We start from the raw sequence: 26,969 nt of genomic DNA, 5'->3' as shown, positions 1-26,969 counted from the left end.
CGGAATCACAAATCCATTTTGCAAGGAATCCCCAGCCGAAGACTTATTTTCCGGCAAAATCGGCAGCTTCGACTGCCCCAAATTCCCACTGCAAATCAGCGACTTGGCAATTCTTCACGGCCGACGATGTAACGGGGTGCGTCGTTGCGCGCCCATGGATAGCGATCCGAGAGCTGTTCCATTTCATGCCCCCAGCGGATCCAGTAAGCGCCCGGGTAGCTCGCCAAGGCACCGCAAACGGCGGCTATTTCGTGGTCGAAGGCACCGCTCACAATGTCGGCGAAGAGATGCTCGCCCCCATCCCGCCAATTCACTGCCTTGGTATAGGGCTCCACCGTCACCATCAGCGTACGCGCCTTCATCTCGGCGAGGCGCATCTTGGCTGCGAGCATCGGCTCATCCAAGGCTTGCCAATAGACGAACACGTGCTCGATGCGGGGCCCGTCGGAATTGCGCAGCACATCGTGAGGGTCGTAAACGCCCATGAGCAGCGGCTCGATCGCCCCAATGCCCCTGCCGCTCACCCGGCTCGGCCCAATCCAAGTGGTCTTTGTGCCCTCGGCCGCGACGCCCGCCCCCGCAACCGCGGCGGCCAGCAGCGTCAGCTGGATAAAGATGCACAAAGCCAGGACAATCGCACGCGGCATGGAGATCTGCCTATGCTATGTAACGGAGGCTCACCCCCTGCGAAGGAAGCAGCCTGACGTCCGGCCAAAGCCGCTCGGCGTGCAGATATAGGGTGCGCGGCCAAGAAATCCGTAGCTTGCTACTTTGACGGGCAGCTTGCTTCTTATTACCTTTTCAGGCGCCGCCCTGTTCCTTTTCAGAATAGAAATATCCGGATAACCAGAGCCTGTCGATATGGAAGAGACCGTCATCCCCCGCTCTGGAGCCATTACACAACCAGCGAGCATGATGATTGCAATCGAAGCGAGTGCGACTTTCTGAAGAGTATTTGATGTCAAACCCCCACATTCCTTTGAAGAGATCGACGAAACGTTACACTCAATATTTGCCAATGTTATTCTTTTCATTGCGACTGAGACCCCCTGTGTTTTTTTGGTTCTAACACAGGAGCATTTTGCTGCGCTTAACCAGCACTCGACAATTTGCGGATTGTTTGTAACCAAAAGGTCATTCCCGGCCCTCCCTCTGAGAGGCCGGCGGGCCGGCGATTGCCAGCCCGCTCAAAGTTTGCGGTCGCGTTCATCTGTCGCCCATCGTGTCTTGCACGATCGCTATGCGTCACTGGCGGAGATCCGAGGCAGCAGCGGGATTGGCACCAGAATGTCGGAAGCGACCGGACCCCGATCTGATATCGGCCAGTCAGGTAGAACTACCCGGCTTTGCTCGATCCCGGATTTTGGGAGGCAGTGGGATCGTAGGCGGCCCAACTTCCACGCCGTCGTGATTTTGCCAGGTACAGTGCCCGATCGGCGTTCTTCAGCAGCCCGTCAGCATCCGAAGGATCGTGGGGAAAAACGGTATAGCCGATCGTCCCTCCCGGAAGGTGCGTCACATCGCCAAATTTTATGGGCTGGGCCAGGACCTTGGAGAGGCGCTCCGGCAACCCCATTTCGGCTATGTCTGCTGTGGGCTCAGAGATCAGGATGGCGAACTCGTCGCCACCGAGGCGTGCCACGAAGTCTCCACGGCGCATCACTTTTTGAAGGCGCTGGGCTATCTCAACGAGCAGTGCATCACCAGCCGGATGCCCGAAGGTGTCATTGACCTCCTTGAATCGATCGAGATCGACGAGCATGACCACCAGCTGGGTGTCGCTTTCCCGAGCCCTTTCGATCAATCGGCCGAGTTCGCGGTTGAAGAAGGCACGATTCGGAAGCCCCGTGAGCGGATCGTGCAGGGCCAGATGCTCGAGCTGCCTCTGGTAGCGCCACCGCTCGGTAACATCGGATACGATCATCAATACGCAGCCGTTACCGACAATCTTGGTTCTGGACGACAGCCTGCGCCCGTCGACCAGCTCGATGAGCCGCTCCCCGTCTTCATGCAACGCGGCCATCTTCGAGGCGATGTGTGACTTGAGAGTTCGGCCCTGCACCAGGCGCTCTTCTCCCGACTCGATGGACGCACGCACGATATCGGCGAAACTCATGCCTGGCACCCGCAAGTAGGAAGTTTGAGGAAAGAGTTCCCGATAGCGACGATTGCAGAACAGGAAGATGCCGTCCTGATCGTACATCGCCAGCCCTTCGTTCATGTTCTCGAGCGCATCGTCGAGTTGCTCCTGAGCAGCTGCCAGCTTCTGCTGCAGAGATTTGGCATTGCTGATGTCGCGGTTATGGGTGATCAGCCCGATAAGCCTACCGTCCTCATCCCGTACCGGAACCTTCATCGTGGAAAGCCACCCGGAGACTCCGTCGCGCGAACGGGTCTCCTGCTCGATCGTCATGGCCTCGCCGGTTCGCAAGACAGACAGCTCGTCATCGCGGTAACGCGCGGCAATTTCGGGGGCATAAAAATCGAAGTCGGTCTTCCCCAGTAGCTCGGCAGGCGCCACTGCCTTCATCAGCCTTACCGTTGCCGGATTGGCGGCAAGAAAACGGCCTTCGGTATCCTTGATATTGAGGCAATCGGGCAGCGCATCGACCATTGAACGGTAGAGCAAATTGGATTTCGCCAGCTCACGCCGTCGCTGCTCCTGGAAGAGCAGCGACGCAACCAACAGCGTCCCGACAAAAGTCAGCACCAATGAAGTGCTCAAATTGGCCAGAACGACTCCTTGGCCCTGGTAAACTCGCAGACCTCCGATCAACGCGTTGGACAGCGTCACGGCCGCAGCCAAAGCAATCAGATCAAAGTATGCCATGCTGCGCAGCCGATGCCGCGCATGGCCGACAAGTCCGATGACGGCCGCAATCACGATGCTGAACGCACCGATCAGGACCGAACCGCCGCCCATATAGAACCTGTAAGCGAGGGCGGAGGCGACGGTTACGAGGGCGGCAACGGGCCCCCCGAAAAAGCTCGATACGGCAAGCAGTGGACCACGCAAGTCGTAGAATATCCCCGATGATGGTTGATAGGCCATCATCAGGCTTCCGACCGTACCTGCAGCCATAACCGCGCCGAACAGCAGATCCTGACTTGTCCGGCCAAATCGGTTGACGACATCGCCGAGCGCATTCCACGCGACCGTGACGATCGCGACGACAGCGAGATTGGCAAAAAGGGACTGCCACATAGGCGCCTACGCCCCTCCGTGTGGTCGAGCAAATTGGGTGGGGCGTGGTTTCCGATTGGTTACCTTGGACCATCGCCCGTCCGATTCAGTTAACAGTTCAAGAAAGTCATAGCCGCAAGCTGCTGTCGATGCAGCAGTTCTGCATTCTGTGCGTTGTGTTGGCCTCAGAGAACAGTTGGCTATTCGGGACGGCTGACCCGGGCACCCCCTCCCCAGACCTATTGGATGCGGTTGGCCGATACCGGATCGAAGAAATGCACGGCCGGTTTGCGGAAGGAAAGCCTGACGGTCTCGTTCGGCTGCGGGCGGACGCGCTCGCGCAGCACACAGGTCAGCTCGTGGCCGCCGAGCTGGACCACCAGATGCGTCTCCGCTCCGGTCGGCTCCAGATTGATGTTGCCTTCATATTCGGGTTCGTCATTGACGACTGGCTTGCCATACGCCTCGCGCTATTCGGGCGTGCGCTTCACATCCCAGTTCTGGATGCAGACATGGCTTACCCATGGCTTGCGATGGTCGAAATTCATCGTCTGGTCGCCGTTGTGGATCGATTTCAGGTGCTGGTAGGGATCGTTCTCTTCCAGGATGTGGAAGTAGCGGTCCCACTGAGCGAGCGGCTTGGTGTTGAGCAGGAAATCGTACTCATTGGCGAGCGACCACCAGACATTGCAATAGGCGGCTAGCCGCGCCGCCAGATAGGCAACGTAGCGAAAGTCCTGCTCGGCGCTCATGTCGGCGTACCCCCAGCGGTCGTAGGGATTCTCGTGCTGTGCGGATGCCAGCGACATTCGCTTGCGCTTCGGCCGGCTGTTCGCGAAAGATGCATGGCACGTTCGCCGATTAATTCACGGCATCCGGAGGATCGCGGTGCAGACGAAGAAGATCATCAACGACGGCAACAAAGCCGTGGACGAAATGCTCGAAGGCGTGCTCGCCGCACATCCGCGCCATCTGCATAGCGTTCCGGGCAGCCCGCGCTCGATCGTTGCGGTCGACGGCCCGCGTCCGGGAAAGGTCGGGCTGGTGATCGGCGGCGGCTCGGGCCACGAGCCCACCTTCCTCGGCTATGTCGGCAAAGGCTTGGCCGACGCCGCCGCGATCGGCAACGTTTTCGCCTCGCCGCCTCCCGACCCGATCCTCGAATGCGCGAAGGCCGTGAGCGGCGGAGCGGGCGTCCTCTTCATGTACGGCAACTATGCCGGAGACGTCATGAATTTCGACATGGCAGCCGAAATGGCGGCCATGGAGGACATCGAAGTGCGCACCGTGCTCACGACCGATGATGTCGCCTCGGCCCCGCGCGCCGAGCGCGAGAAGCGCCGCGGCGTCGCCGGCAACTTCTTCATCTTCAAGGCGGCCGGCGCGGCCTGCGACAGGATGCTCCCCTTCGATGAATGCGAGCGTATCGCTAGGAAAGCCAACGATCACACATTCACCATGGGCGTCGCTCTGGGGCCCTGTTCTCTGCCGCAGACGCGGCGGCCGAATTTCGAGATCGGCGAGGACGAGATGGAAATCGGCATGGGCATACATGGCGAGCCGGGGGTCGCGCGCGGCAAGCTCAGGAGCGCCGACGAGATCACCGACGAGATGATGGACCGCATCCTCGACGAGATGGCGCCCTCGCGCGGAGACCGCGTCGCGGTGCTCGTCAACTCGCTCGGCTCCACGCCGCTGATGGAGCTCTACATCATGAACCGGCGCGTGAAGCGTCGGCTGGACGATATCGGCGTCGAGATACATGCGAGCTGGGTCGGCAATTACTGCACCTCGCTCGAGATGGCAGGCGCGTCTGTGACGCTGATGCATCTCGACGGCGAGTTGACCACCATGCTCGACCATCCTTGCGATTGCGCCATGTTCCGTGCGGGATGACGAAGCCATGGCCGCAATCGATACCGCACGACTGAAAGATATGTTCGGCGCGATCGCCGCGGCGATCGAAACAGAGCGCGACCGCCTCTGTGCGCTCGACGGCGTGATCGGCGATGCGGACCATGGCATCGCGATGGCGCTCGGCTTCAACGCCGCACGCGACGCCGTGGCGGCCCTCGATTCCTCGATCGATCCCACCGCACTGCTGAACACGGCGGCCAAGGCATTTCTCAACGCGGTCGGCGCTTCGTCCGGGCCGCTCTATGCGACGGCCTTCATGCGGGCGGCAGCCAGCGTCAAGGGCAAGCAATCACTCGACGATGCCGACGTGGTGACGATGTTCCAGGCGATGGCCAAGGGCATAGCCGATCGCGGCAAGGCGACAATCGGCGAGAAGACCATGATCGATGCCTGGCTGCCGGCCGCCGACGCTGCCGTGGCGGCGCATCATAATGGTGGAGGCCTTCCCCAGAGCCTGTCGGCAGCAGTCGAAGCAGCCCGCGCCGGGATGGAAGCGACCAAATCCATGATCGCGACCAAGGGCCGTTCGGCACGGCTCGGCGAACGATCGGTCGGCCATGTGGATCCGGGCGCCGCCTCGGCCCTGATCGTGATCGAAGCGGTGCGCAAGGCATTGTGCTGACTTGCCCCCCAAGCCCCGTCGCGGTCGCAGATAGGCCAGCAGCAAGCTGACCGTCACGTGCTCGAACGGCGCTGATCCACACTCAATTGCCGACGTCCGGATTCGGCGAAGGATCATCGCGCACGTCACGGGGGTGCGGATTGCTGTCGGGTTTCCGCTTCTGATCGCGCCGATTGCGCACCGAAGATCGCGATGCGGCGAGGGCATTCTTATTTTTTTTGGCGGCAGCCTGGCATTCGGGACAGTCCGGATCGACTTTGCGCACAAGCTGTTGTGCCCTGTCGACACGTTGCGCGGCGATCCTGATCCGGTCCAATAGCGCTATATTGACGATCAAGCCGCAATCTTGGTCGAGAAGCTTTTCGGCATGTCTCAGGGCGGCTTGCGCTTTGCGGAGCTTCTGGCGTGCTGTTGCTGCTGGGAAGTCAAACTCAATCATTGTTGTCGTCACCTTGCCTTCTCGCCAGCGAGCGCCGGGACCGGTGTGCCCAGGCGGGAAGGCTCCTTCATCATTGCGCCTTGCCTGATGCGTGATCAGGCTCGTTCTTTATGATTTGCTAATTCAGGTCGTAGGATATCGTTCCAATGTCCGCCGGCCCATTTCGGGCCACCTCCCCGCTAGTGGCGCGCCTTGGCCGGGCGGTACAGGAACGTCGGATCTCTAGCTACTCTGATCGATGCCTGTGCCGGAGGAGCGGTCCTGATCGGCACCCGATCTGAAATCTGCCCTGCAAGTTTGACGAGGCGACGTTGCACAGGCGACAATCCCGCCTGCTCCAAGCCGAGCATGAGCCGGATATTATGCGGAACGATGTCGATCGCCGCGCGTACCATCAGCCGCTGCACCGCGCGAAGCGGCCTCGGCACCAGCGGCGCTTGGTGCATGATGTCAAGGAACTCGAACACGATCGGTGAGCTCTCCAGCGTCGGTCCGGTCTTGGCCAGCAAAGCCTCCCACTCCGCCTGGGATCTCGGTGCCCCGACTGCACCATAGAGGCGCGCCGCTACGGCGCCTTCGGAAATTGCCTGCGCCCGCTCCTGTGCCGTCAGCCTGTGCACGAAGCGGCTATAAGCCTCGATAAATCCATAGGATGCGGTCGCCTGCACCCAGTCGAGCAGACGCGGATCGTTGGCCTCGTATGGCAGTCCGCTTGGTGTCGTCCCACGGATCTGTTCGTGGATCCGTACGACGCGCTCGATCATTGCCTGCGCAGCTCCCGCAGGGCCATAGACTGTCATCATTGCGCAGGCCCCGGTGCGGCGCAGGCGCATCACTGCGTCCCTCCGGAACGAACTGTGGTCCCATACGCCCGAGCGCACCGAGGGCTCGGCGAGCTCCAGGATCACCGCGGCAACCCCGCCGATGAAAACGGAGACAGGATTCTTGAAAATGCGCCAGGACATGGAATCCGGGGGCTGAAGCGCAGGCTCTCCCTCGGGATGCAAGAAGTCGAAATGCATGCCGCGAGGAGGTTGCATCATCTGCGACACCGGTTCCATCAAGCGATCGAGTATGCCGGCAGCAATCATGCCTGTTCGGGCCCGTGGGTCACCGCGATGAACGCGGAGGATGGGCTTATCGTTTCAACTCACCTGGGGTAAATCAGCGGCATCGGCTCCTGTCGCAAATATCGAAAAGCAGTAACCGCATGACGAACGAAACACCGCTTACCCTTGCCGTGCTGGTGTTTCCGCAGTTTCCGATGATGGCCTTCAGCTCGGTCATCGAGCCCCTTCGCGCTGCCAATGTGCTGGCGAAACGACAATGCTATCACTGGTTCATCGTGGGCGCCGACGACAGGCCGGTCGAGGCCTCGAACGGCGTCGTCATCAAGCCGGGCTTTTCTGCCCATAGCGCGCCGCGGGCCGACCGCATCGTGGTCTGCTCAGGCGGTGACGCCGACCATCTCGTGGCGGATGGCGCAGTCGCCTGGATCCGCAAGAGCCTGCGCGGCGGCGCCCATATCGGGGCCGTGGCGGACGGCGCCTTCTTTCTTGCTCGCGCCGGATTGCTCGACGGTCACGCATGCACCTTGCATTGGACCAGCCAGGCCGCTTTCGCCGAGGCATTTCCCACCATCGACCTGAAGCGTGACCTCTACATCATCGACCGCAAGCGTTTCACCTCCGCAGGAGGCGTTGGCAGCCTGGACATGATGCTGGACATCATAACGGCCGACTACGGCGCGGGGTTGGCGGCGGGAGTCGCCGAGTGGTTCGTGCACAGCCCGCTTCGGTCCAGCGTCGACCGCAAGATGATGCCATTGCGGCTGCGCACCGGCGTGCAGAATGAATTGGTGCTGTCGGCCATCGCGATCATGGAAGACGATGTGGAGGAACGGCTGGCCATGTCCGACCTTGCGACCCGTCTCGGCGTGTCGCCGGATCGGCTGGAACGCTGCTTTCGTGCCGAGCTTTCGATTTCCCCGAACGGCTATTATCGCCGGCTAAGGCTGAAACGGGCCGCCGATCTGCTCGCGCATTCGAGCATGGCTGTACGCGATGTGGCACTCGCCTGCGGTTTCTCCTCCATGTCGAGTTTCGCGCGGGCGTTCCGAGAAGAGCATGGCCATCCGCCAAGGCTGGCGCGCCGCCATTGACGCGCGGGACGCGGCATCACATCTGCGGTTTTCGGCACAATCCGGCCCTATGACTTGGCTCATGGTCCGCCCTTCAGGAGGACCCCATGAGCATCGTTGTTTTCGACCCGGACAGCACAGAGGATGTCGATTTCAGGGACCGCATGCGCCACCCGGCTGCGGCCGATCCGGCGGGAGGCATGTGGCTGTCCGACACCGAACCGTCCTTCATCGATGCCGACGCCTTGCGCAAGGGCCGGCTAAAGCGACTACGCGACTGGATGAGAGAGGCGGGCTATGGCGGAGTTGTGCTGTTCGACCCCTATAACCAGCGCTATGCCACGGGCTCGCGCAACATGTTCGGCTATTTCCTGCGCAACTCGACGCGGTATTTCTTTATCCCGACCGAGGGGCCGATCGTGCTGTTCGAATATCCTCAGAGCTATCACGTCTCGATGGTGCTCGACACGGTCGACGAAGCGCGGCCGTCCAAGCTGGTCTGGTCGTCGGTGTCGGGCCGGGACGACGAGACAGCTGGTCCATTCGCCGACGAAATCGCGGATCTTTTGAGGACCCATGGCGGCGGCTCCATGAAGCTCGGCATGGACCGCTGCAGCCATCTGCAAGCGCTGGCGCTGGAAAAGCGCGGCTGCGAGGTCAAGGACTGCCAGGGTGAGATCCTCGCCGTTCGGGCGGTGAAAACACCGGAGGAGGTAAAATGCCTCGTCGCTTCGATGGCAGGCGCCGAGGCTGCTGTGGCGGCCGTGCGCGAGGCGATCAAGCCGGGCGTCTCCGAGAACGAGCTGTTCGCCATCATGTATCATGAGGTAATCCGCCAGGGCGGCGAGTTCATCGAGACGCGGCTTCTCACTTCCGGGCAGCGAACCAATCCCTGGTTCAACGAGGCGAGCGGCCGCAAGGTGAGGCCAGGCGAACTCGTCGCGCTCGATACCGATACGATCGGCTGCTACGGCTATTATTCGGATTTTTCACGCACCTTCCGTTGCGGGCCGGGGAAGCCCACCGATTACCAGAAGTCGATCTACCGCATGGCCCACGAGCAGGTGCAGCACAACATTTCGATCGTTAAGCCCGGGATGGCTTTCCGTGAAATCGCCGAGAAGGCATGGAAGATCCCGGAGCGTTTCATCGACCAGCGTTATACGTCGGTGATGCACGGTGTCGGCATGCATGGCGAGACGCCCTTCATCGCGCATTCGATGGACTACGAAACCTATGGGCGGGACGGTATCCTGCAGCCGGGCATGGTGGTGAGCGTGGAAAGCTATATCGGCGAGAAGGGCGGCCGCGAGGGCGTCAAGCTGGAGGATGAGGTGCTGATCACGGAGACCGGCACCGAGCTCCTGTCGCGCTTCCCTTATGAAGATGAATTCCTGGCGGGGAGCGCCTGATGAAGTCGCCGATTTCGATCAGGAAAGGCAGCGTCGCTGCCTGCTTCATCGACCTGCAGGAGGAGCACCGCAAGGATAGTCGCTATCTCGTCGAAGGCTTTGGAGAGGTGCTTAGGAATGTCCAGCGCCTCCAGGCCACGGCACGCATCCACGGCGTGCCGCTCTATCATTGGGCCTACGTCGTCGACGTGACAAGTTCCCGCCCGTTCCACCCCATCGAGGCGAACGGCAAATCGGCTTTTAGCGATAAGGACGATCCGCTGACTGCCATCTGCGCCGAGGTTGGACCGCAAGGCGGCGAGAAGACGATCATCAAGTCGCAGGCGAGCGCTTTCGGCCCGGGATCGATGGCGGCGGAACTCAGAGCGCAGGGGATCGAATGGCTGGTCGTCGCCGGCGTATGGACAGAAGCCTGCATAGACGCGACCGTGAAGGATGCCGTCACCCTCGGTTTCCGCGTGCTCCTCGTCAAGGACGCCTGCGGCAGCGGCAGCGCCGCCATGCACCAGACCGGCATCCTCAATCTCGCCAATCGGCTCTATGGCGGGGCGGTGACGAATACCGAAAGCGCCCGCAGGCTGATGGCCGGTGAAAGCGTCGAGGTCTGGCAGGTCGAAGGTGCGGCGCCGCTGCGCTTCACCTTCGAGAACGCTGCCGAGCTCTATGCATCCCTCTGACCGGCGCTCGGCAGCAGCGATGACCGAGCGCGGAAAGTACGAAACCAGGCTCGATCCAGAATATTGGGCCTATGTCGATCGGGTGAATGGCTGGTATCCGCCGGAAGTGCTGGGCCAGCCGATCGAAAGACAGCGCGAAATCTATAATGCGATGTGCCGCGAATTTCACGCCGGCTATCCGGCGGGCGTGACCGCGACCGACAGTTTGATCGCGGACGGAGACCGGCCGATTGCGGTCAGGCGCTACACTTTGGCCGGGAGACAGGCGAAGGCGTTGATCCTGTATTTCCATGGTGGCGGGTACGTGCTTGGCGGACTGGACAGCCATGACGACATCTGCGCAGAGCTTTGCGCCGGAACGGGTTATGCGGTCATGTCGGTCGATTACCGGCTTTCGCCGGAGCATCGTCATCCTGCCGCCTTCAACGACGCGCTGACCGCATTCCGCGCCGTCGCGACGACCTGCTCGGTTCCAGTGGTGCTGTGCGGCGAAAGTGCCGGAGGCAATCTGGCGGCGGCGGTTGCGCATGCAACGCGCGGCGACCTTTGCGCCCCGGCCGGCCAGGTGCTCGTCTATCCCAGTCTTGGCGGAGACCAAAGCAACGGCTCCTACGTGGAGCATGCACAAGCGCCACTGCTGTCGGTTCGCGATCTCGCCTTCTACGACCAAGCGCGCACGGGCATCGCCGGGGTGGCGGCTGACCCCACGCTCGCGCCGCTCTCCGATGCCGTTCTTTCGGATCTTCCGCCAACCGTCATCGTCACGGCCGAATGCGACCCGCTATCGTCGGACGGCGAAACCTATCGCGACCTCATAAACGCTGCGGGGGGCCGCGCGGCGTGGATTGAGGAGCAGCGTCTGACTCACAGCTTCCTGCGTGCTCGCAAGACCGTAGCCCGTGCCGCCGAGGCCTTTGTTCACATCGTCCAAGCCGTCGACGCACTCGGCAAAAGCGACTGGCCGTACTAATCGCATTTCTCCACTCGATGTGCCTGCGTCGATGAGAAATGCGGCCCTCAGCACGACTGCGGAACGCAGCACAAGAATCGCGGAATAGCGAACATTTCGGAAAAAATCCGCGAACTATCCTCACAAGGTCAAAAGTTCTGCCGCGACCGCATTTCGCTGTGATCGGGCCGTCGCTTGAGCAGGCAGGGAGGAATAGATGGCAAAGTTCATGCTGACAGACCGGCATCTGCACCCGCAGGCCGAGGCCACCGCCGACAATTTCAGAAATGGCCGGATGAACCGGCGCGAATATCTTGCCCTGATGGCAGGCTTGGGTGTCTCCTCCGCCGGCGCCTTCGCATTGGGCGGTATCGTTCCAACGCCCGCCCGCGCCGAGGAGCCAAAAAAGGGCGGCGTGCTGCGCGTTGCCATGAACGTCAAAGGATTCAAGGATCCTCGCACCTTCGACGGTGTCGAGATGTCGAATGTGGGGCGCCAGTGCAATGAATATCTGGTTCGCTGGAACCGGGACTTCAGCTTTGAACCGTGGCTGCTCGAGGCCTGGGAGTTGAGCGATGATGCGAAGACGCTGACGCTCCATGTCCGCAAGGGCATCACCTGGTCGAACGGCGACACTTTCAATGCTGAAGACGTGATCCACAATCTGACGCGCTGGTGCGAGGCCGATGTCCCCGGTAATTCAGTTGCTGCGCGCATGGGCGCCCTGGTCAACCCTGACACCAAGAAGGCGGTCGACGGTGGTATCGAGCGCATCGACGACTATACCGTCAGGCTCAACCTGCCGCAGCCTGACATCTCGCTGATTGCCGGCATGGCCGACTATCCGGCGCTGATCATGCATCGCAGCTACGACGGCGACGCCGACCCGATGAAGGCGCTGGCGATCACGACCGGACCTTACGAACTGGTCGAATGGCAGGCTGAAACTTCGGCGGAGGTCAAGCGCAAGGACAAGCCCTGGTGGAAGGGCGAGGTATATCTCGACGGCATCAGGTGGGTGGATTACGGCTCCGATCCAAATCCGATGCTATCGGCCTTCGAGGCCGGCGAGGTCGATACCAATCATGAGACCTCGGCCGATACGATCCCGCAGATGGAAGCCATTGGCCTGGCAAATTCCGAGATTGCCACCGGCTCGACGATCGTGGCGCGTTTCAACGTCGGCAATGCGCCTTACGATGATGTCAAGGTGCGGCGGGCCGCCCAGCTTGCGGTCGACAACACTGCTGTCCTCAAGATCGGTCTGGATGGCCGCGGCAAGACCGCGGCGAACCATCATGTGGCGCCCATACATCCCGAATACGCCGATATCGGGCCGCATGTGCGCAACGTCGATGAGGCCAAGTCCCTGCTGGCACAAGCCGGAAAGTCGGATCACGAATACGAGCTCATCTCCGTCGACGTGGAGTGGCAGAAGGCGACGGGCGACACCATTGCTGCACAAATGCGCGAGGCGGGCCTGAAGGTTAAGCGAACGGTCCTGCCGGCGGCCACCTTCTGGAACGACTGGAGCAAATTTCCATTCTCTTGCACGGAATGGCTCGGGCGGCCGCTTGGCGTGCAGGTCCTGGCGCTCGCCTACAGGTCGGGCGCCGCCTGGAATGAAAGTGCCTATTCGAATGCGGAGTTCGACTCGCTGCTGGACAAGGCTCTTGCCACGCCGGATGCAGACAAGCGACGCGAGATCATGGGCAAGATAGAGCAGAACCTGCGCGATTCCGGCGTGATCATCCAGCCCTACTGGCGCTCCGTCTACCGGGCATACCGAACCGGCGTGCATAATTGCGAACAGCACCAGGCGCTCGAACAGCATTTCGAGAACGTCTGGCTGGAGGGCTGAGCGCTCGGCTGAGAGCGGCGTGCATTCAAATTGAACCGCCCTCGCCGCTCTGTCTCTTGTTTAGTCTAAGCGTCGGATTGGTCCGAAAACCGCTACGCACTTCGGTCCGATGCGCTAGCTCGCCTTGGCTGTCGCTCCGGCCACGATCGGAACTCGCGCGCGGATAGCGTCATCGCGCCGTTTGCGCGCGAGGGCCTCTTCGCCGCCGGTGGTCGCGTGGTAGAGATCAAGCTGGTCGAATTCGTCTTCTTGCGGCGGCGCGATGGCGAGGTCGGAGTAAGTCCAACGGTCGGGCGATTTCAACGCCGCATCGAGCATCCTTTTCGTTCGCAAATAGGTTCTGATATAGCCGACCGCCTTGACGGCGGCTTCACCCGCGAGACGGGGATAGAAGACGAGCGGGTTCTCGATCGGCATTCCAGAGCGGCGGTCGCGCCGGAATTTGAGGCGCACCGCGCCGCCCTCGAGTGGGTGCACACCCTCATAGAGGATCATCAGGTAGAACCACAGGATCGTAGTTAGAGTCGTGCGCGGACGTCCGACCTTGCTGGCACATGTCCGGCGTATGATCGTGGCGATGTGTTCCGGCGTATAGAAAGTATCCCACGCCAACCGATAGGCCTCCTCCCACTCGAGGTCCGACATGGTCGGATGATGCGAGACGCGGTGATTGAGATCGTATTTGTTCATGTCGGGATCCATCCAGACCCCCTTTTGCAAGAGAACCTTATGGTCCTCCGACCCTGGCAATGGTGTCAGGAAAAAGAACTCCAGGATGTCGATGGGGAGTTCGCGCTTTATGATTTCGATGTCACGCGCGATCGACTCCTTGGTGTCAGCCGGAAAACCGAGGATATAGCCGGCATAGGTGATGGCACCGTGATTGCGCCACTTCTGCAGCATCTCGCGGTATTCGGTGATCTTGTTCTGGCGCTTCTTGGCGGCGACCAGATTGTCGGGATTGATGTTCTCGAGACCGATGAAGACCCGCCGCACGCCGGCCTTCGTGGCCTTCTCGATAAAGTTCGGGATCTTGTGGCAGAGCGTATCGACCTGGATGGTGAAGCCGATATTCATGCCTTCGCCCACGCGCATGCTGATCAGCCGATCGAACAGCGACTCCCATTCGCTGTTGCGTGCGAAGTTGTCGTCGGTGATGAAGAAGCGCTTTATTCCGTCCGCATAGTTCTCGCGCACGATCCGCTCGAGATCGTCCGCCGAACGGACACGGCTCTGCCGCCCCTGCACATTGATGATGGTGCAGAACGAGCACTGGTAGGGACAGCCTCTGCCGAGATCGATGCTGGACAGCGAACCCGAGGTGCGAGCGACATGCTTGCGCGGCAGGATCGGCGGCGGCTCGCCTGTCAGCGTCGGCAGCGCGTCCATGTGATTATAGAGCGGCGCCAGCTTTCCGTGCCACGCATCGCGCAAGACGTCGTCAAGCCTGTGCTCCTCGGCCTCGCCGGCGAAGAGCGAAATGCCCAGGTTCTGAGCCTCGCGGATGTCGGCAGGCAACTCCGGCAACATAGCCAGGCAGCCGGAAACGTGAAACCCGCCAATACATACCGGCAAGCCAGCCGCCAGGAAGGGCCGCGCCAGGTCGACGGCCCGAGGGAACTGGTTCGATTGAACGCCGACCATGCCGATCAGCGCCTTGCCGCCGGCTTTGCGGATTGCGCGGATGATCCTGTCGGGCCGTACACGACGGTTGGTCTCGTCAAAGGTATGCAGCCGTATGTCGACGCCGGTGCCGAGCACTTCACGACGCCGCGCGTCTTCCGCGAGTGCGTTCAGGCAGGCCAGCGTGTTGGAGGGGATGGCCGAACGAAACCATTGGATGGGGTACCCATCATCGTCGTAATGGGTCGGCTTTATCATTACGAAGTGAAAAACAGGCGCATTTCCTGCAGGCACTATGGCCATCGCGGCCCCCCTTGACGTTGCGCAATGCCGGACCTTACCCGATCTGGCCAAAACGACAAATGCAGGAAGCAGACCGCGACGCTCTCGGCGCCGCCGGCACGGATGTTCTCGGCTATGCGCTCGATTTCTTTGAGATCAAGCGCCGTCAGAACTTCGCCACGAGCCGACAGTCTTTTCTGTTGACCCCGAAGATCGCCGAGCGAGCGGTGAGCGGCACCGGCCGGCGAAACGAGAAATTATAGGCTTCGGGACGGTTCTGCCGGCCGATCTTGTAGACGTCGCGCGTGCCCTTGGTGACGACGAGAGCCGTCCTGGCCCCCTTCTCCTCGATGGCGATGTTGATGGCGATGGTGGAACCATGAATGCGGTTGGCGAGCGCGGAAGGATGCAGCTCAGCCTTCCCCAGGCAATCCCACACGCCCTGCGACAACTCGTGATGGGTGGTCAGGGATTTGGCCTGGAATATCCGGCCGCTCTGCTGGTCGAAAGCCACGACAATCGGTGAATGTCCCGCCGATATCGACGGCCACGCTCAAAGCGGCAGACTCATTTCCGTTCCCCAATGATCGCTCTCCCGCCGCGTGTTCTTAACGACCCGGCTGCCCTGCTTCCGTGCGCTGAGAGCGAGTGAAAAGGTCAAGTGGCTGGGAGCATTGGACGGTTCGCACCTTGCGAAAGCAATCCAGTCATCATCTCGAAAACCGATAGGCTTGGAGCTATCGTCATGGTCGCAAATGGACCGGCACCCGGACAATTGCTTCTGCTCTGGCACAAGCGCGGGGCAGCAGCGAAGGGTTCGACTTCACCGCGATTACGCACGAGATGGGGCATTGAGGACGGAGTAGCTAATGACTTGGGTCGAAGCACATTATGACGGGCGTTGAGTTGATCCGAAGGCGACCTTAGTCAGACGCGTGGGAACGGCGGCTTTGCGCCTTCATCTCGGCCCTTGAGACTCGTTTTGCCGCTACCCAAAAGCGGACGCCTGCCGCGAACCACACTGCAGGTCATCTGTAAGCCAAGCATCGACGTTGGCAATCGCTTGATCGATCAACTCCATTTGGCGAGAACGCTTGGGCGACCAGAGATCTCACCCGCGGGAGCGGACCACCTGCACCCACGCTCCAACGAGTGCTTCGGCGTCCCTCCGCATTGCCACATCCGCCGCCTCGGCCTCCGCGACGAGCGTCTCCTTGTCGAATCCGAGCGCCGCGAGTTCCGCGGCGTTCCAGTCGCGCACGTTCTCAGCACTCACCTCGGGATGGAACTGCGTTCCCCACGCAACCGGTCCGAGGCGGAATGCCTGGAACTCGCACGCCTCGCTTGATGCCAGGAGCACCGCCCCGGGGGGGAGTACGGTGATGCGATCAACGTGGCTCTCGATGAAAGCGGTCTCCTTCGGCACGGCTGAGAAGACCGGGTCGTTTTCGGCATCAGCGGTGAGCCTTATGCGAGTCGACCCCTTCTCTGGTACTCCCGTGTTGGCAGCAACCGTGCCGCCGCCCACATGCGCGAGCATTTGTCCGCCGAGGCAGATCCCCAGCAACGGTGTTCCCCGCGCGAGTGCCGCTCGCGTGAGATCTGCCTCACCCGCGAGCCAGGGACCACGCGCGACATCGTCGGGCATGTATCCCCCACCGAGGAGCACTAGTCCGTCATAGTCCTCGAGATCGTCGGGCGTGGGAGAGCCGCTCACGGCACCGATGCGCACGTTGAATTCGACATCACGCCCGAGGAGCCACGGCACAAGAAGACCTGGCTTGGAGCCGGTACTGTTGACGAGGATGAGAACGCGAGTCATGCGAAGATTTCCATGAGGGTGGAGTACGCGGCGATCGTGGACATCGAGGATGTGCACCGAAGTCCGTCGCACTGCAACCGTGGTCAGGCAACAACCTTGTTAACCCGTAGAAACCCTCCATCCACTGCGCGGCACTCCGCTTCGTCTGCGGTTGCGAGAAGGGGCACCTGCAAGACATCGAGTGGCGGAGCGTCGTGCACGCCGGGCGCTTTGGCGAGGCACATTTGGCCGCCCGCGACAACGTCGCCAATCCTGACATTTACGACGTCACAACCGCGTAGTTTGCTGTCGATCGCCAAGTCGAACAGCGCACGGTCACGAAGGCGCCCATGCTGATTGAGGAAGAAGCGAATTGCCCAGACCTGCCGTGGTTTCAACGGCCGCTTAGCTCCCACCTTCCGTGCAGCATTCCATGGCTGACGGTGGCGCCAGCCAGGATCAAACTCTGACATTCCCATCTCATTTCTCCTTCGGCCGGGATGGCCGAGGAGGAAACGGCAATGGAGAATGCTCAAATGGGGCCGTAAGCTGACCATCCACAATCAGGACGAAACCTATCAGAAAGTGGCCATTCCGCTGACGACCTCTACTAAACCAAGTGGTCCCCAAACTGCGACGAGAGATCGGCTATCGCTTCAACATTATAGTCAGCCACAGCCGACATATAAGCTCAAACGTGGCTCAGGTGCTCTATCGGCCGGAACGAACCGGACTCCATCTCCCCGTCCGAGTCGTCCGCTTGATCTAACTATCCCCATTTTCCCCAGATATTTGAGACCGACGTAATACCTGGAATCGGGCGGCATTGTTGGAATTGTCCCGCTTTGTTGGTCTGCTTCGATGAAAGTAAAAAGGTGCCGCGCCCCAGGATCGATCGTCTCATCGAACTCGTGCGATCTAGAAGTCGAAAGCTGTGTAGCAAGCGTGGTGTGAACCGGAATATCTTTGATGTCGCACGATGCCCTCAGAACTCCTCGCGAAGGGTCAAATATAAATAGCTTGTATCCCGCACCAAAATAGTATGTCCCGCTTTCGGCGGACCGATAGATAACAAGCCCGGCGTTATAGGGTCTTTTCCATATCTCGATCCATTCGCTTGACGGCCCTGATATTAACGCCCCGACGGGTGTGAGACTGAATTTCTCGTCCATGCCCCAACCCCAAGCCATGGTGTAGGTCAAATTATATCCGGCCGCCTCCAACCTGATCGTTGTCGAGCGCGTCATTTCAACTTTCCAAAAGGCATAGCCTACGCAGATCACGACCAACGTGACGGTTAAGATGCGTCGCACAGTAACCCTGTCTGGTGACCGCTCGTTCGGTAGACCGTCGGCCGCGACACCGAAAATAATCGTTAACATCTTAGGGACTTTTGCGGCTGCCACAATGACTGCTTGGAGGCGCGCTGCTGTTTGATCACCTGGAGGGCCGAATGCGGACTGTCCGGTCCTGGCAGGTGCCCAGCCTATAGCTGCCCTTCGGCAAGCGGCCCCCGAGCGATAGCGCCCCGCACCGTTTCTCTTCGGCCAATCACGGCCGAGGAGAACTCACATGGGTCACTCTCAATACGATGATGCCAGCCGCGAGCGCGCAGCTTGGAACGCTGGCAAACGGGTGGGAACGAAGCGCCCGCTCACGCAGAAGCAGATCTGGGCCGTCCGCTTCTTTCTCGACCGCGAGCGCCGCATTCGCGACCGTGCCCTGTTCGATCTTGCGATTGATAGCAAGCTTCGGGGCTGCGACCTGGTCAAGATCAGGATTTGCGATGTGGTCGCCGGACCAGACATCAGGACTCGCGCGATCATAGTTCAGCAAAAGACGGGACGGCCGGTCCAGTTCGAGATCACCAGCGATGTTAGAGCCAGCCTTCTGTCTTGGCTCGAACGGCGTGGCGGCACGGTCGAGGACTATGCCTTCCCAAGCCGGATCGATCACACACGTCACATGAGCACAAGGCAGTATGCTCGCCTCGTGGACGAGTGGGTGACTGCCATCGGTTTGCGTTCAGAGGAGTATGGCACTCACTCGCTTCGTCGCACGAAGGCGTCGATGATCTACAAAGCGACGGGCAATATCCGCGCCATCCAAATCTTGCTCGGTCACTCCAAGATTGAGAACACCGTCCGCTATCTCGGAGTCGATGTGGAGGACGCCCTGCTCCTGGCCGAGCGAACCGAAATCTGACGGTCGGCGGTCATCCGACGCAACGCGGATGACCGCTTGTACTCGCGGGAAGTCTTGCCGCCCCGTCCGTCATTGGTGGTTTCCCGCCGTCCGTTCTCGCAATCGGAACGAGCGCCTAGCGCCAATAGCAGCATTGCCCATTACAGGCAGCTTACCGGTCCAACTGCCGCATAGGCGGCCCGCACACAAGCTATCATTCCAATGGTGAGTGCCATTCCGTGGCTCGCTGCTAAAAAGAACCATGTGCCGCGGAGCGGCGGACGAAAAGCCGACGCCAGCAGGACCGCGGAACTGTACACGGCGATTACGAGAACCAGGGCGCCGACAGGCGGAATATAGACCAGAATGATGGTCCAGCAGCTTGCGAACTTGTACGGCCCTGCGGTGGCGTAGGCCCTCATTGCGAGCGCCATCCATAGCAAGATGTGAGGCAGCAACGACCATGTAAAGAACCGTTTCATCGCAGCAGCCTAACGTGCAACTTTCCTTCGACCGTCTTTCTCATCGCGAACTCACGCAGTAAAACCGCGTCCGAGAATAACGGACAACAAACTATAGTCTCTTAACGGCTTACCTCAATTTCGGGTGGTTTCTGTGGTGGTATCGCGTCCGATTTGGGTCAACTCGCGTTGTAGCGTGCTTGAATCCTAACGACCGGAACGAGGTCGGAATTGGAATGGCATCTTTCCGCCATCCGCTGCTCTTATCTGACTGTCCGCTTCCGGCCCCAAACGCGACATCTCAAAATTGGCCCGATGAGGACGCTTCTGTGACAACTACGACACTCGCTGGATGGAAAATTTGACCGTGCCGGAACATGTCCAGTCAGGGAGCCCGTAGCCGTTCGGCCAGGCACTAGCGCTCATCAGAAGTGAAGGGGCTCGACTTCACCGCCATTCTCGTCGAGGGCCCAGCCTGGCAGTTGCCGCGCCGCAAATCCGATAGGGTCCGCCCGCCTCCCCCCGATCCGCTCCCGATGCGGCAGTCGGATCGACACAAACGACGTTGCCTGCGAGGTCGCGAACCACGCAGCCAACGAATTCTCTTGACCCCCTGCCTCTTCACATTTCTACTGCTTTGACGTTTGCGCAAACGATTGCGTGGACGGTTTGGGAGGATACCTGATGTCAAAATCAACTCTCTTGGACCACACATCGCATCATTTCTTATCGCGCCGTCAGCTCCTTATCTCGGGAGCCGCGGTATCGGCGGCGTTAGCTGGATTGGCTCTGCCGGCCATGGCGGCCGACAAGCCCAAGGTCGGTCTGGTGATGAAGTCCCTCGCCAATGAGTTCTTCAAGCAGATGCAGGCCGGAGCCGAAGCTTACGCGGCCAAGAACGCCGACAAGTTCGAATTTGCGGCAGTGGGCATGAAGGATGAACGCGATTTTGCCGCGCAGGTCGACGCGATAGAGAACTTCATCACCCAAAATTACAACGTCATTGTCGTTGCGCCTGCCGATTCCAAGGCCATGGTCACGCCGCTGGCGAAAGCCGTCAAAGCGGGCATCGTCGTCATCAACATCGACGTTGAGCTCGACAGTGAGGCCAAGAAAGCGGCTGGCATCGATCTGGCATTCTTTGGGCCGGACAACCGCGCCGGCGCCAAGATGGCCGGCGATGCGCTGGCGAAGGCGCTCGGTCCGGGCGCCAAGGTCGTCATCCTGGAAGGCAATCCGGAAGCGGACAACGCCAAGCAGCGCAAGCTAGGGTTCGACGATTCCGTCAAGCAAGGCAATCTGACCCTGCTCGACAGCAAGACCGCGCATTGGGAAACCGAGGAAGCCAATACGCTGATGACGAACTTCCTGACCCAGTATCCCGATATCCAGGGCGTGATGGCGGCTAATGACTCCATGGCTCTGGGGGTGGTGAAGGCTCTCGATGCCGCCGGCAAGTCGGGGCAGATCAAGGTGGTCGGCTTCGACAACATTCCCGCAGTGCAGCCGCTGATAAAGCAAGGCAAGATGCTTGCGACCGTCGAGCAGTATGGCCCCCAGATGGCGGCAATGGGGATCGACTACGGCCTGCGTGAACTGAACGGGGAGAAATTCACCGGCTGGGTGAAGACTGACGTCAAGCTGATCACGGCATCGAACGTCTGACCCAGGCCCACAACGCAGCGAACGGCGGAGCGCGAGCCCTTTTCGCGCTCCCCTCCCCTGGTTTGAATTAGCTCATGAGCGAAGCGGGCGACCCACTGCTTGAACTCCATGCCGTCGGCAAAAGGTTCCCTGGCGCTGTGGCGTTGAGCGACGTCTCGCTGTCGATCAACCGCGGCGAAACACATATCCTGCTGGGCGAAAACGGAGCGGGCAAATCCACGCTGATCAAGCTGCTTGCCGGAGTATATGCGCCGGACGACGGCGAGATCCGATTCGAGGGCCAGCCTTACCGGCCGTCATCGCCGCATGGAGCTTCAGCGGCGGGCATTCGAGTGGTGCACCAGGAACTGAACCTGATGCAGCACCTCAGCATCGCGGAGAATCTGATGCTGGAGAAGTTGCCGAGCAAGTATGGCCTGGTGCAGCGAAGCAAGCTCCGCGCCAAAGCCTCGGCTCTCCTCGAGGAGGTCGGCCTTTCCGTCGATCCGCGGCTGAGGGTCAGCGCGCTCGGAATCGCGCAGATGCAGCTCGTCGAGATCGCAAAGGCACTGGGCTACGAAAGCAAGCTGCTCATCCTCGACGAGCCGACCGCAACTCTGACCCCGCCCGAGATCAACCGGCTGTTTCAGATCATCAAACGCCTGAAGGCGAAGGGCGTGACGATCATCTATATTTCGCATCGCCTGCATGAGATCTTCGAGATCGGTGACCGCGTGACAGTGCTGCGCAATGGCCGGCTCATGCTGACCCGGGCGCTCGAGGGCTTCGCGATCGAGGACATCGTCCGGACCATGGTCGGCCGGCGGATGGAAAATCAGCTCGTGTTTCGCGAAGACGTTGCACTCGGGGACGAACTGCTCCGGGTCAGGAATCTCAAACGCAATAACAGAGCCCCGGAGGTCAGCTTCGATGTTCGTCGCGGCGAGATCGTCGGCGTGGCCGGACTGGTGGGTAGCGGTCGCACCGAAACCGTGCGGGCCATTTTCGGTGCGGATCCCAAGGCAGGTGGGGAAGTCTGGCTGTCCGGCCACAAGGCAGAAGTGCGTTCGCCGAAAATGGCCGTAAAAAGCGGCCTGGGCCTTGCTACGGAAGATCGAAAGGAGCAGGGCTTGCTTCTCGACCTGTCTTGCGAAGCCAACATCACGATCACCGACCCCCAAAAAGTCGCCAGGGTAGGACTGCTTGACCGGACGGCCGAGGCCCGTTTCGCCTCCGATCTGTTCGGAAAGCTGCGCGTGAAGGCCAAGTCGACCAAGCAGATCATTCGTCATCTCTCCGGGGGCAACCAGCAAAAAATCGTGCTGGCGAAATGGTTGTTCCGCGGATCGGACATGCTCATACTCGACGAGCCGACGAGAGGAGTCGACGTCGGCGCAAAACATGAAATCTATGAACTGCTGTGGATGCTGGCCGCGCAGGGTAAGGGCATCTTGATGATTTCATCCGAAATCCCGGAATTGATCGGGGTCTGCCACCGCATTCTGGTGTTTTCCAAGGGCAAGATCGTCGGCGAACTGGCGCGTCCTGAGTTCGACCAGGAGAAGATTCTTTCGCTTGCATTCCAAGAGCACATTCAATGACGGATGACGCTGCCTACACGCCAAGTCCGACTGTGGCGAAGCGTCGGGCCAGCAAATTGTGGCGGTTCGTGATCCGCGATGCCGGCGTCGTGGTCGCCCTGGTGCTCATTCTGATATTCTTCTCCATCAAGGCGCCTTACTTCGCCACGTCGGGGAATTTTCTCAAGATCTTCGTTCAAACTGCCATCAACACAGTGCTCGCCGCGGGGATGACATTCGTCATTCTGGTTGGCGGCATCGACCTCTCGGTGGGATCGGTCCTGGCCCTATGCACGGTCGTGGGTGCCCTGATCATGACCGCGGAAGGGTGGTCTCCCTACCAGTCGGTTCCGTTGGCGCTGTTTGCCTGCGCGGCGACCGGGGCGGTCTGCGGCTTTCTGAACGGATGGATATCGGAGCGCTGGCGCATCCCGTCCTTCATCGTCACCCTCGGCATGCTCAATGTCGCCCATGGCGCCGCAAGAGTGATCAGCGACAACTCGACGATAACCGGGTTGCCGCAATCCTTCGTCGACTTCGGCAATCTGATCATCGGCGGGTTCATGCCGTCCATCTTCATGATCGCCATCCTGGTCGTTCTGGTCGGATGGTTTGTCCTCCGCTTCACCGTATTCGGCAGGCTTATCTTTGCCATCGGAACCAACGCCGAGGCTGTCCGGCTTTCCGGCCACAATCCGCCGTTCTACAAAATCGCTGCCTTCACCATCAGCGGGTTTACCGCCGGCATTGCAGCGATCGTCTATCTGTTGCGGCTCAACGTGGGCAGCCCGATTGCCGGCGTCGGCTACGAGCTCAATGCAATCGCCGCCGTCATCATCGGCGGCACGAGCCTGAATGGCGGGCAAGGGTCGATAATAGGCACGCTGATCGGCGCCTGTATTCTCCAGGTGCTCAGCACCGGCCTGCAACTGCTGGGCGTCGGCGACAACTTCAAGCCGATCGTGATCGGCATGGTTGTCGTGCTGGCTGTCATTCTGGACACATATCGCCAGCGGCTGCTCCGGCGCCTCGATTATTAGCGAATATTCATGGTCACAATATCCGATGTAGCACGCCACGCAGGCGTTTCGGCCACCACCGTCTCACATGTCATCAACGCTACGCGCTTCGTCGATCCTGCGACCGAGGCTCGCGTGCGGGAGGCGATCGAGAGCCTGCGCTACCGGCCGAATTCGATTGCCCGCGGCCTCAGGGTCGGAGAGACGAAGACGCTCGGTCTCCTCGTGCCCGACAACTCCAACCCGTTCTTCGCCGATCTCGCCCGGGAAATCGAAAACGCCGGTTTCGACGCGGGATACACGGTGTTCTTGTGCAATTCTGACGGCAGCACCGTGAAAGAGGACAAGTACCTGTCGGTGCTGCTTTCGCGAAAGGTAGACGGGTTGATTTTTGCAGCGTCGGCCAATTTCTCGGAGGGTTTGACGCGCGCGCTGCGCCTCGGTTTGCCGACAGTCCTGATCGACCGCGAAATCTCCTCCGCCAGAGTTGATGCGGTTCTGGTCGACAATTGGCAGGGCGGCTATTTGGCTGGACGATATTTGCTCGAACTCGGCCACAGGCGTTTTGGGGTGATCTCGGGCCCCAACGATACGACCTCAAGCCCGCAGCGTGTGGGCGGCTTTCGGCAGGCGCTTCGTGAAGCGGGGATCACGCTCGATCCACGCGCAGAGGTCACTGCCGATTTTCATTTCGAAGGCGGCCTGGCCGCCATGGGGGAACTTCTGGACCGGGTTCCAGCGCTCTCTGCAGTGTTCGCCTGCAACGATCTTATGGCAATGGGCGCCATGGTGACTACGCGGGCAAGGGGACGCCTCGCGCCTGAACAGATTTCAATCATTGGCTTTGACGACATCCGCTACGCTGCCACCACCTGGCCGCCGATAACCACCATAGCCCAGCCGATCGAAGAGGTCGGGCGGACGGCTTTGCGAGTTTTGCTTGACCGTTTGAAAGCGCCCACCGGAGAGCCAAAACGTACCCTGTTGCAGCCGCGCCTGGTCGAGAGGAACAGCTGCGCGGTCTGCCCACCGAGTTCCGGCTGACTCATAAACCACGCCGGCCGATCTGGACAGCGCCGGCGGGCCTCGTGCATCGATGGGCGCGCGTCGCTCACGGACGGACGCGGATGATCGTCTTTCCCTTGCGTCGCTCGGTCGAATTGAAGGCGGCGACGGCATCGTCGAGGGTCGCGATGTTGCCGATATTCGTCCGCAGTCTTCCGTCCCGCACCCGCTGGACGATCTCACTCAGTTGCGCACGGTCGGACTCGACAACGAAGTCGACCGCCAGGCCGTCGGCGGGCCGCGCCTCCGGTGGACCGACGACGGACACCAGCGTTCCTCCCGCTCGAACCATGCCGGCGGACCGCTTCCCGATGTCACCGCCGATGACATCGAACACCAGATCGACTTCGCCGATGTCTTCCAGGGCGTCGTTCTCGAGGTCGACGAACTCCTGCGCGCCAAAGTCGAGCACCGTCTGGCGGTCGGCGGAGCGCCCGGTCCCGATGACGTAGGCGCCTGCCTCTCGTGCTAGCTGCGTCACCATCGACCCGACTGCGCCGGCAGCGCCGTGTACGAGAATGCTCCGACCCGCCCGAAGGCGGCCGTGATCGAACAATCCCTGCCATGCGGTCAGTCCAGAGATCGGCAGGCTCGCGCCCACCGTGAAGTCGACGTCGCCCGGCAGCGGCGCGAGGTTGCGTGCCTCGACGGCCGCGTACTCCGCCAGGGTGCCATCGCGATACCAGTCCGTGAGGCCAAGCACCCGCTGTCCGACCGACAGCCCTGTCGTGCCATAGCCGAGCGCGGTGACTACCCCGGCCAGCTCGTGTCCGGGGATCGTCGGCGTCCGGTCACGGTCGAGGCGATCGGTCCAGGTCGAAGGCCAGGCCAGCTCTGTCGGGACGAACCCTGACGCATGAACCCGAACAACGACGTCGTTTATCGCTGCCTGCGGCTCGGGCCGCTCGGCCAGCTTCATCCCGGCCATTCCCAAAGCCTGATCCGTCACCACGATTGCCTTCATGGGAATTGTCTCCTTGGTCATTGTCGATGGGCGCGTGTCGCTCACGGACGAACGCGGATGATCGTCTTCCCGCTGATCCGCTCGGTCCGATTGAACGCGGCGACGGCATCGTCGAGGGTCGCGATGTTGCCGATGTTCGTCCGCAGTCGTCCGTCCCGCACGCGCTGGATGATCTCGCCCAGTTGGACGCGATCGGCTACCAGGACAAAGTCGATGGCCAGTCCGTCGGCGGGACGCGCCTCCGCCGGGCCGGCGATGGTCACCAGTGTTCCTCCGGCCCGGATCACGCCTGCGGACCGCTTCGCGATGTCGCCGCCGATAACGTCGAAAACCAGGTCCACTCCGCTGGCGTCTTCGAGGACGTCGTTCTCGAGGTCGACGAATTCCTGCGCGCCGAAGTCGAGCGCCTTCTGACGGTCGGCGGCGCGTCCGGTGCCGATGACGTAGGCGCCGAACTCTCGTGCGATCTGCGTCACCATCGACCCGACCGCGCCGGCCGCTCCGTGCACGAGGACGCTCTGCCCTGCCCGAAGACGGCCATGCTCGAATAGTCCCTGCCACGCAGTCAGGCCTGGCATCGCCACGCTCGCGCCCACCGTGAAGTCGACGTCGCCCGGCAGCGGCGCAAGGTTGCGTGCCTCGATGGCCGCGTACTCCGCCAGGGTGCCGCCGCGATACGAGTCCGAGAGGCCGAACACTCGCTGTCCCACAGACAGCCCCGTCGTGCCGTAGCCGAGGGCGGTGACCACTCCGGCCAGTTCCTGCCCGGGGATCGACGGGGTCCGGTCACGGCCGAGGCGATCGGTCCAGGTCGAGGGCCACGTCAGCTCACCCGAGGTGAATCCCGACGCATGAACCTGAACGACGACGTCGTTTATCGCTGCCTGCGGCTCGGGCCGCTCCACCAGCTTCATCCCGGCCGTCCCCGCAGCCTGGTCCGTCACAACGATCGCCTTCATGGGAGTTTTCTCCTTGGTCGTTTGTATCCTCGGCGGAAATGTAGCGCTGAAAGCCCGTTCGACATCTTTCCTGTGTTGGTGAACATGCCAGCCGGAGCATTCTGCCCCGGGAGCCTGGTTGATCACTGGTGCCGCGTTTTGCATCGAGCCGTGCATGCGTGGTCTCCCGGAGAATTCGGGCGCACA

The 26,969-nt window shown here is 61.0% G+C and carries 23 protein-coding genes and 2 pseudogenes; 12 read left to right on the top strand and 13 right to left on the bottom strand.

The features are described from left to right. Positions 1 to 95: 95 nt before the first annotated feature. The 4 genes and pseudogenes from SAZ10_RS30955 to SAZ10_RS30940 all read right to left on the bottom strand — a co-directional run. On the bottom strand, positions 96 to 647 hold the full coding sequence (locus tag SAZ10_RS30955) for a hypothetical protein (protein WP_318613341.1): 552 nt from the start codon (positions 645 to 647) through the stop codon (positions 96 to 98). A gap of 689 nt (positions 648 to 1,336) precedes the next feature. Beyond that, complete coding sequence (locus SAZ10_RS30950) at positions 1,337 to 3,205, bottom strand: diguanylate cyclase domain-containing protein (RefSeq protein WP_318613340.1); 1,869 nt, start codon at positions 3,203 to 3,205, stop codon at positions 1,337 to 1,339. 218 nt (positions 3,206 to 3,423) lie between these two features. After that, on the bottom strand, positions 3,424 to 3,594 hold the full coding sequence (locus SAZ10_RS30945) for a TOBE domain-containing protein (RefSeq protein ID WP_318613344.1): 171 nt from the start codon (positions 3,592 to 3,594) through the stop codon (positions 3,424 to 3,426). 63 nt (positions 3,595 to 3,657) lie between these two features. Next, positions 3,658 to 3,966, bottom strand: a pseudogene (locus SAZ10_RS30940) (hypothetical protein); the annotation flags it as partial. 106 nt (positions 3,967 to 4,072) lie between these two features. On the opposite strand from SAZ10_RS30940, the gene SAZ10_RS30935 reads away from it, so the two are divergent. Then, positions 4,073 to 5,080 carry a dihydroxyacetone kinase subunit DhaK gene (locus SAZ10_RS30935; protein WP_318613339.1) on the top strand — a complete coding sequence of 336 codons (1,008 nt, stop codon included), beginning with the start codon at positions 4,073 to 4,075 and terminating at the stop codon, positions 5,078 to 5,080. 7 nt (positions 5,081 to 5,087) lie between these two features. Then, positions 5,088 to 5,723 (top strand): dihydroxyacetone kinase subunit DhaL, encoded by a 636-nt coding sequence (gene dhaL, locus SAZ10_RS30930; RefSeq protein ID WP_318613338.1) that lies wholly within the window; start codon positions 5,088 to 5,090, stop codon positions 5,721 to 5,723. A gap of 82 nt (positions 5,724 to 5,805) precedes the next feature. On the opposite strand, the gene SAZ10_RS30925 is transcribed toward dhaL, so the two are convergent. Next, the gene (locus SAZ10_RS30925; RefSeq protein WP_318613337.1) at positions 5,806 to 6,174 is read right to left on the bottom strand and encodes a hypothetical protein; all 369 of its coding nucleotides are present in this window, start codon (positions 6,172 to 6,174) and stop codon (positions 5,806 to 5,808) included. Positions 6,175 to 6,341: 167 nt separating this feature from the next. After that, positions 6,342 to 7,205: an oxygenase MpaB family protein gene (locus SAZ10_RS30920; protein ID WP_318613335.1), complete on the bottom strand. Its 864-nt coding sequence runs from the start codon at positions 7,203 to 7,205 to the stop codon at positions 6,342 to 6,344. Between the two features lie 167 nt (positions 7,206 to 7,372). Between SAZ10_RS30920 and SAZ10_RS30915 the strand changes: the two genes are divergently transcribed. From SAZ10_RS30915 to SAZ10_RS30895, 5 genes are all read left to right on the top strand, one after another. Beyond that, on the top strand, positions 7,373 to 8,323 hold the full coding sequence (locus SAZ10_RS30915; protein ID WP_318613333.1) for a GlxA family transcriptional regulator: 951 nt from the start codon (positions 7,373 to 7,375) through the stop codon (positions 8,321 to 8,323). A gap of 86 nt (positions 8,324 to 8,409) precedes the next feature. Beyond that, complete coding sequence (locus SAZ10_RS30910) at positions 8,410 to 9,714, top strand: Xaa-Pro peptidase family protein (protein ID WP_318613331.1); 1,305 nt, start codon at positions 8,410 to 8,412, stop codon at positions 9,712 to 9,714. Then, positions 9,714 to 10,391, top strand: coding sequence for an isochorismatase family protein (locus tag SAZ10_RS30905; protein ID WP_318613330.1), 678 nt, complete (start codon positions 9,714 to 9,716; stop codon positions 10,389 to 10,391). The genes SAZ10_RS30910 and SAZ10_RS30905 overlap by 1 nt, the downstream gene beginning before the upstream one ends. Positions 10,392 to 10,410: 19 nt before the next feature. Then, positions 10,411 to 11,361: an alpha/beta hydrolase gene (locus SAZ10_RS30900; protein ID WP_318613329.1), complete on the top strand. Its 951-nt coding sequence runs from the start codon at positions 10,411 to 10,413 to the stop codon at positions 11,359 to 11,361. 196 nt (positions 11,362 to 11,557) lie between these two features. Continuing rightward, positions 11,558 to 13,201, top strand: a complete 1,644-nt coding sequence (locus SAZ10_RS30895; protein WP_318613328.1) for an ABC transporter substrate-binding protein — start codon at positions 11,558 to 11,560, stop codon at positions 13,199 to 13,201. Between the two features lie 114 nt (positions 13,202 to 13,315). On the opposite strand, the gene SAZ10_RS30890 is transcribed toward SAZ10_RS30895, so the two are convergent. The 5 genes and pseudogenes from SAZ10_RS30890 to SAZ10_RS30875 all read right to left on the bottom strand — a co-directional run. Then, entirely contained in the window at positions 13,316 to 15,127 is a 1,812-nt protein-coding gene (locus tag SAZ10_RS30890) for a radical SAM protein (RefSeq protein WP_318613326.1), read from the bottom strand. Continuing rightward, entirely contained in the window at positions 15,118 to 15,252 is a 135-nt protein-coding gene (locus SAZ10_RS33680) for a hypothetical protein (protein WP_412535334.1), read from the bottom strand. Before SAZ10_RS33680 ends, SAZ10_RS30890 begins: the two co-directional genes overlap by 10 nt. A 20-nt stretch (positions 15,253 to 15,272) precedes the next feature. Further along, positions 15,273 to 15,620 (bottom strand): hydantoinase/oxoprolinase N-terminal domain-containing protein, encoded by a 348-nt coding sequence (locus SAZ10_RS30885; protein ID WP_318613325.1) that lies wholly within the window; start codon positions 15,618 to 15,620, stop codon positions 15,273 to 15,275. Positions 15,621 to 16,217: 597 nt separating this feature from the next. Further along, positions 16,218 to 16,928 (bottom strand): type 1 glutamine amidotransferase, encoded by a 711-nt coding sequence (locus SAZ10_RS30880; protein WP_318613324.1) that lies wholly within the window; start codon positions 16,926 to 16,928, stop codon positions 16,218 to 16,220. 221 nt (positions 16,929 to 17,149) lie between these two features. After that, positions 17,150 to 17,386 (bottom strand): annotated as a pseudogene (locus SAZ10_RS30875) (integrase); the annotation flags it as partial. 1,093 nt (positions 17,387 to 18,479) lie between these two features. Here SAZ10_RS30875 and SAZ10_RS30870 point away from each other — a divergent pair. From SAZ10_RS30870 to SAZ10_RS30850, 5 genes are all read left to right on the top strand, one after another. Then, entirely contained in the window at positions 18,480 to 19,112 is a 633-nt protein-coding gene (locus tag SAZ10_RS30870) for a tyrosine-type recombinase/integrase (RefSeq protein ID WP_318613323.1), read from the top strand. 1,124 nt (positions 19,113 to 20,236) lie between these two features. Further along, positions 20,237 to 21,217 (top strand): sugar ABC transporter substrate-binding protein, encoded by a 981-nt coding sequence (locus SAZ10_RS30865; protein ID WP_412535333.1) that lies wholly within the window; start codon positions 20,237 to 20,239, stop codon positions 21,215 to 21,217. A gap of 74 nt (positions 21,218 to 21,291) precedes the next feature. Then, a complete protein-coding gene (locus SAZ10_RS30860) occupies positions 21,292 to 22,797 on the top strand; it encodes a sugar ABC transporter ATP-binding protein (protein ID WP_318613322.1) in 1,506 nt (501 codons plus the stop codon). Beyond that, a complete protein-coding gene (locus SAZ10_RS30855) occupies positions 22,794 to 23,816 on the top strand; it encodes an ABC transporter permease (RefSeq protein WP_318613320.1) in 1,023 nt (340 codons plus the stop codon). The genes SAZ10_RS30860 and SAZ10_RS30855 overlap by 4 nt, the downstream gene beginning before the upstream one ends. Before the next feature lie 9 nt (positions 23,817 to 23,825). Continuing rightward, positions 23,826 to 24,839: a LacI family DNA-binding transcriptional regulator gene (locus SAZ10_RS30850; RefSeq protein WP_318613318.1), complete on the top strand. Its 1,014-nt coding sequence runs from the start codon at positions 23,826 to 23,828 to the stop codon at positions 24,837 to 24,839. A 67-nt stretch (positions 24,840 to 24,906) separates the two neighbouring features. On the opposite strand, the gene SAZ10_RS30845 is transcribed toward SAZ10_RS30850, so the two are convergent. Beyond that, positions 24,907 to 25,824, bottom strand: coding sequence for an NADP-dependent oxidoreductase (locus SAZ10_RS30845; protein WP_318613316.1), 918 nt, complete (start codon positions 25,822 to 25,824; stop codon positions 24,907 to 24,909). A gap of 41 nt (positions 25,825 to 25,865) precedes the next feature. Beyond that, complete coding sequence (locus SAZ10_RS30840; protein WP_318613314.1) at positions 25,866 to 26,783, bottom strand: NADP-dependent oxidoreductase; 918 nt, start codon at positions 26,781 to 26,783, stop codon at positions 25,866 to 25,868. Positions 26,784 to 26,969: the final 186 nt, after the last annotated feature.

The sequence above is a fragment of the Mesorhizobium sp. BAC0120 genome (assembly GCF_033542235.1).
Lineage (GTDB): Bacteria > Pseudomonadota > Alphaproteobacteria > Rhizobiales > Rhizobiaceae > JAWRCU01.
Note: the sequence above shows the minus strand (reverse complement) of the source record. Positions and strands in the feature narration are given on the sequence as shown.

Excerpts from the sequence above, each read along its gene's own strand:
- SAZ10_RS30915 (WP_318613333.1), top strand. The coding sequence starts at position 7,373 with ATGACGAACGAAACACCGCTTACCCTTGCCGTGCTGGTGTTTCCGCAG.
- SAZ10_RS30865 (WP_412535333.1), top strand. The coding sequence starts at position 20,237 with ATGTCAAAATCAACTCTCTTGGACCACACATCGCATCATTTCTTATCG.
- SAZ10_RS30890 (WP_318613326.1), bottom strand. The coding sequence starts at position 15,127 with ATGGCCATAGTGCCTGCAGGAAATGCGCCTGTTTTTCACTTCGTAATG.
- SAZ10_RS30870 (WP_318613323.1), top strand. The coding sequence starts at position 18,480 with ATGGGTCACTCTCAATACGATGATGCCAGCCGCGAGCGCGCAGCTTGG.
- SAZ10_RS30920 (WP_318613335.1), bottom strand. The coding sequence starts at position 7,205 with ATGATGCAACCTCCTCGCGGCATGCATTTCGACTTCTTGCATCCCGAG.
- SAZ10_RS30880 (WP_318613324.1), bottom strand. The coding sequence starts at position 16,928 with ATGACTCGCGTTCTCATCCTCGTCAACAGTACCGGCTCCAAGCCAGGT.
- SAZ10_RS30955 (WP_318613341.1), bottom strand. The coding sequence starts at position 647 with ATGCCGCGTGCGATTGTCCTGGCTTTGTGCATCTTTATCCAGCTGACG.
- SAZ10_RS30860 (WP_318613322.1), top strand. The coding sequence starts at position 21,292 with ATGAGCGAAGCGGGCGACCCACTGCTTGAACTCCATGCCGTCGGCAAA.
- SAZ10_RS30910 (WP_318613331.1), top strand. The coding sequence starts at position 8,410 with ATGAGCATCGTTGTTTTCGACCCGGACAGCACAGAGGATGTCGATTTC.
- SAZ10_RS30845 (WP_318613316.1), bottom strand. The coding sequence starts at position 25,824 with ATGAAGGCAATCGTGGTGACGGATCAGGCTTTGGGAATGGCCGGGATG.
- SAZ10_RS30900 (WP_318613329.1), top strand. The coding sequence starts at position 10,411 with ATGACCGAGCGCGGAAAGTACGAAACCAGGCTCGATCCAGAATATTGG.
- SAZ10_RS30855 (WP_318613320.1), top strand. The coding sequence starts at position 22,794 with ATGACGGATGACGCTGCCTACACGCCAAGTCCGACTGTGGCGAAGCGT.
- SAZ10_RS30950 (WP_318613340.1), bottom strand. The coding sequence starts at position 3,205 with ATGTGGCAGTCCCTTTTTGCCAATCTCGCTGTCGTCGCGATCGTCACG.
- SAZ10_RS30905 (WP_318613330.1), top strand. The coding sequence starts at position 9,714 with ATGAAGTCGCCGATTTCGATCAGGAAAGGCAGCGTCGCTGCCTGCTTC.
- SAZ10_RS30850 (WP_318613318.1), top strand. The coding sequence starts at position 23,826 with ATGGTCACAATATCCGATGTAGCACGCCACGCAGGCGTTTCGGCCACC.
- SAZ10_RS30840 (WP_318613314.1), bottom strand. The coding sequence starts at position 26,783 with ATGAAGGCGATCGTTGTGACGGACCAGGCTGCGGGGACGGCCGGGATG.
- dhaL (WP_318613338.1), top strand. The coding sequence starts at position 5,088 with ATGGCCGCAATCGATACCGCACGACTGAAAGATATGTTCGGCGCGATC.
- SAZ10_RS30895 (WP_318613328.1), top strand. The coding sequence starts at position 11,558 with ATGGCAAAGTTCATGCTGACAGACCGGCATCTGCACCCGCAGGCCGAG.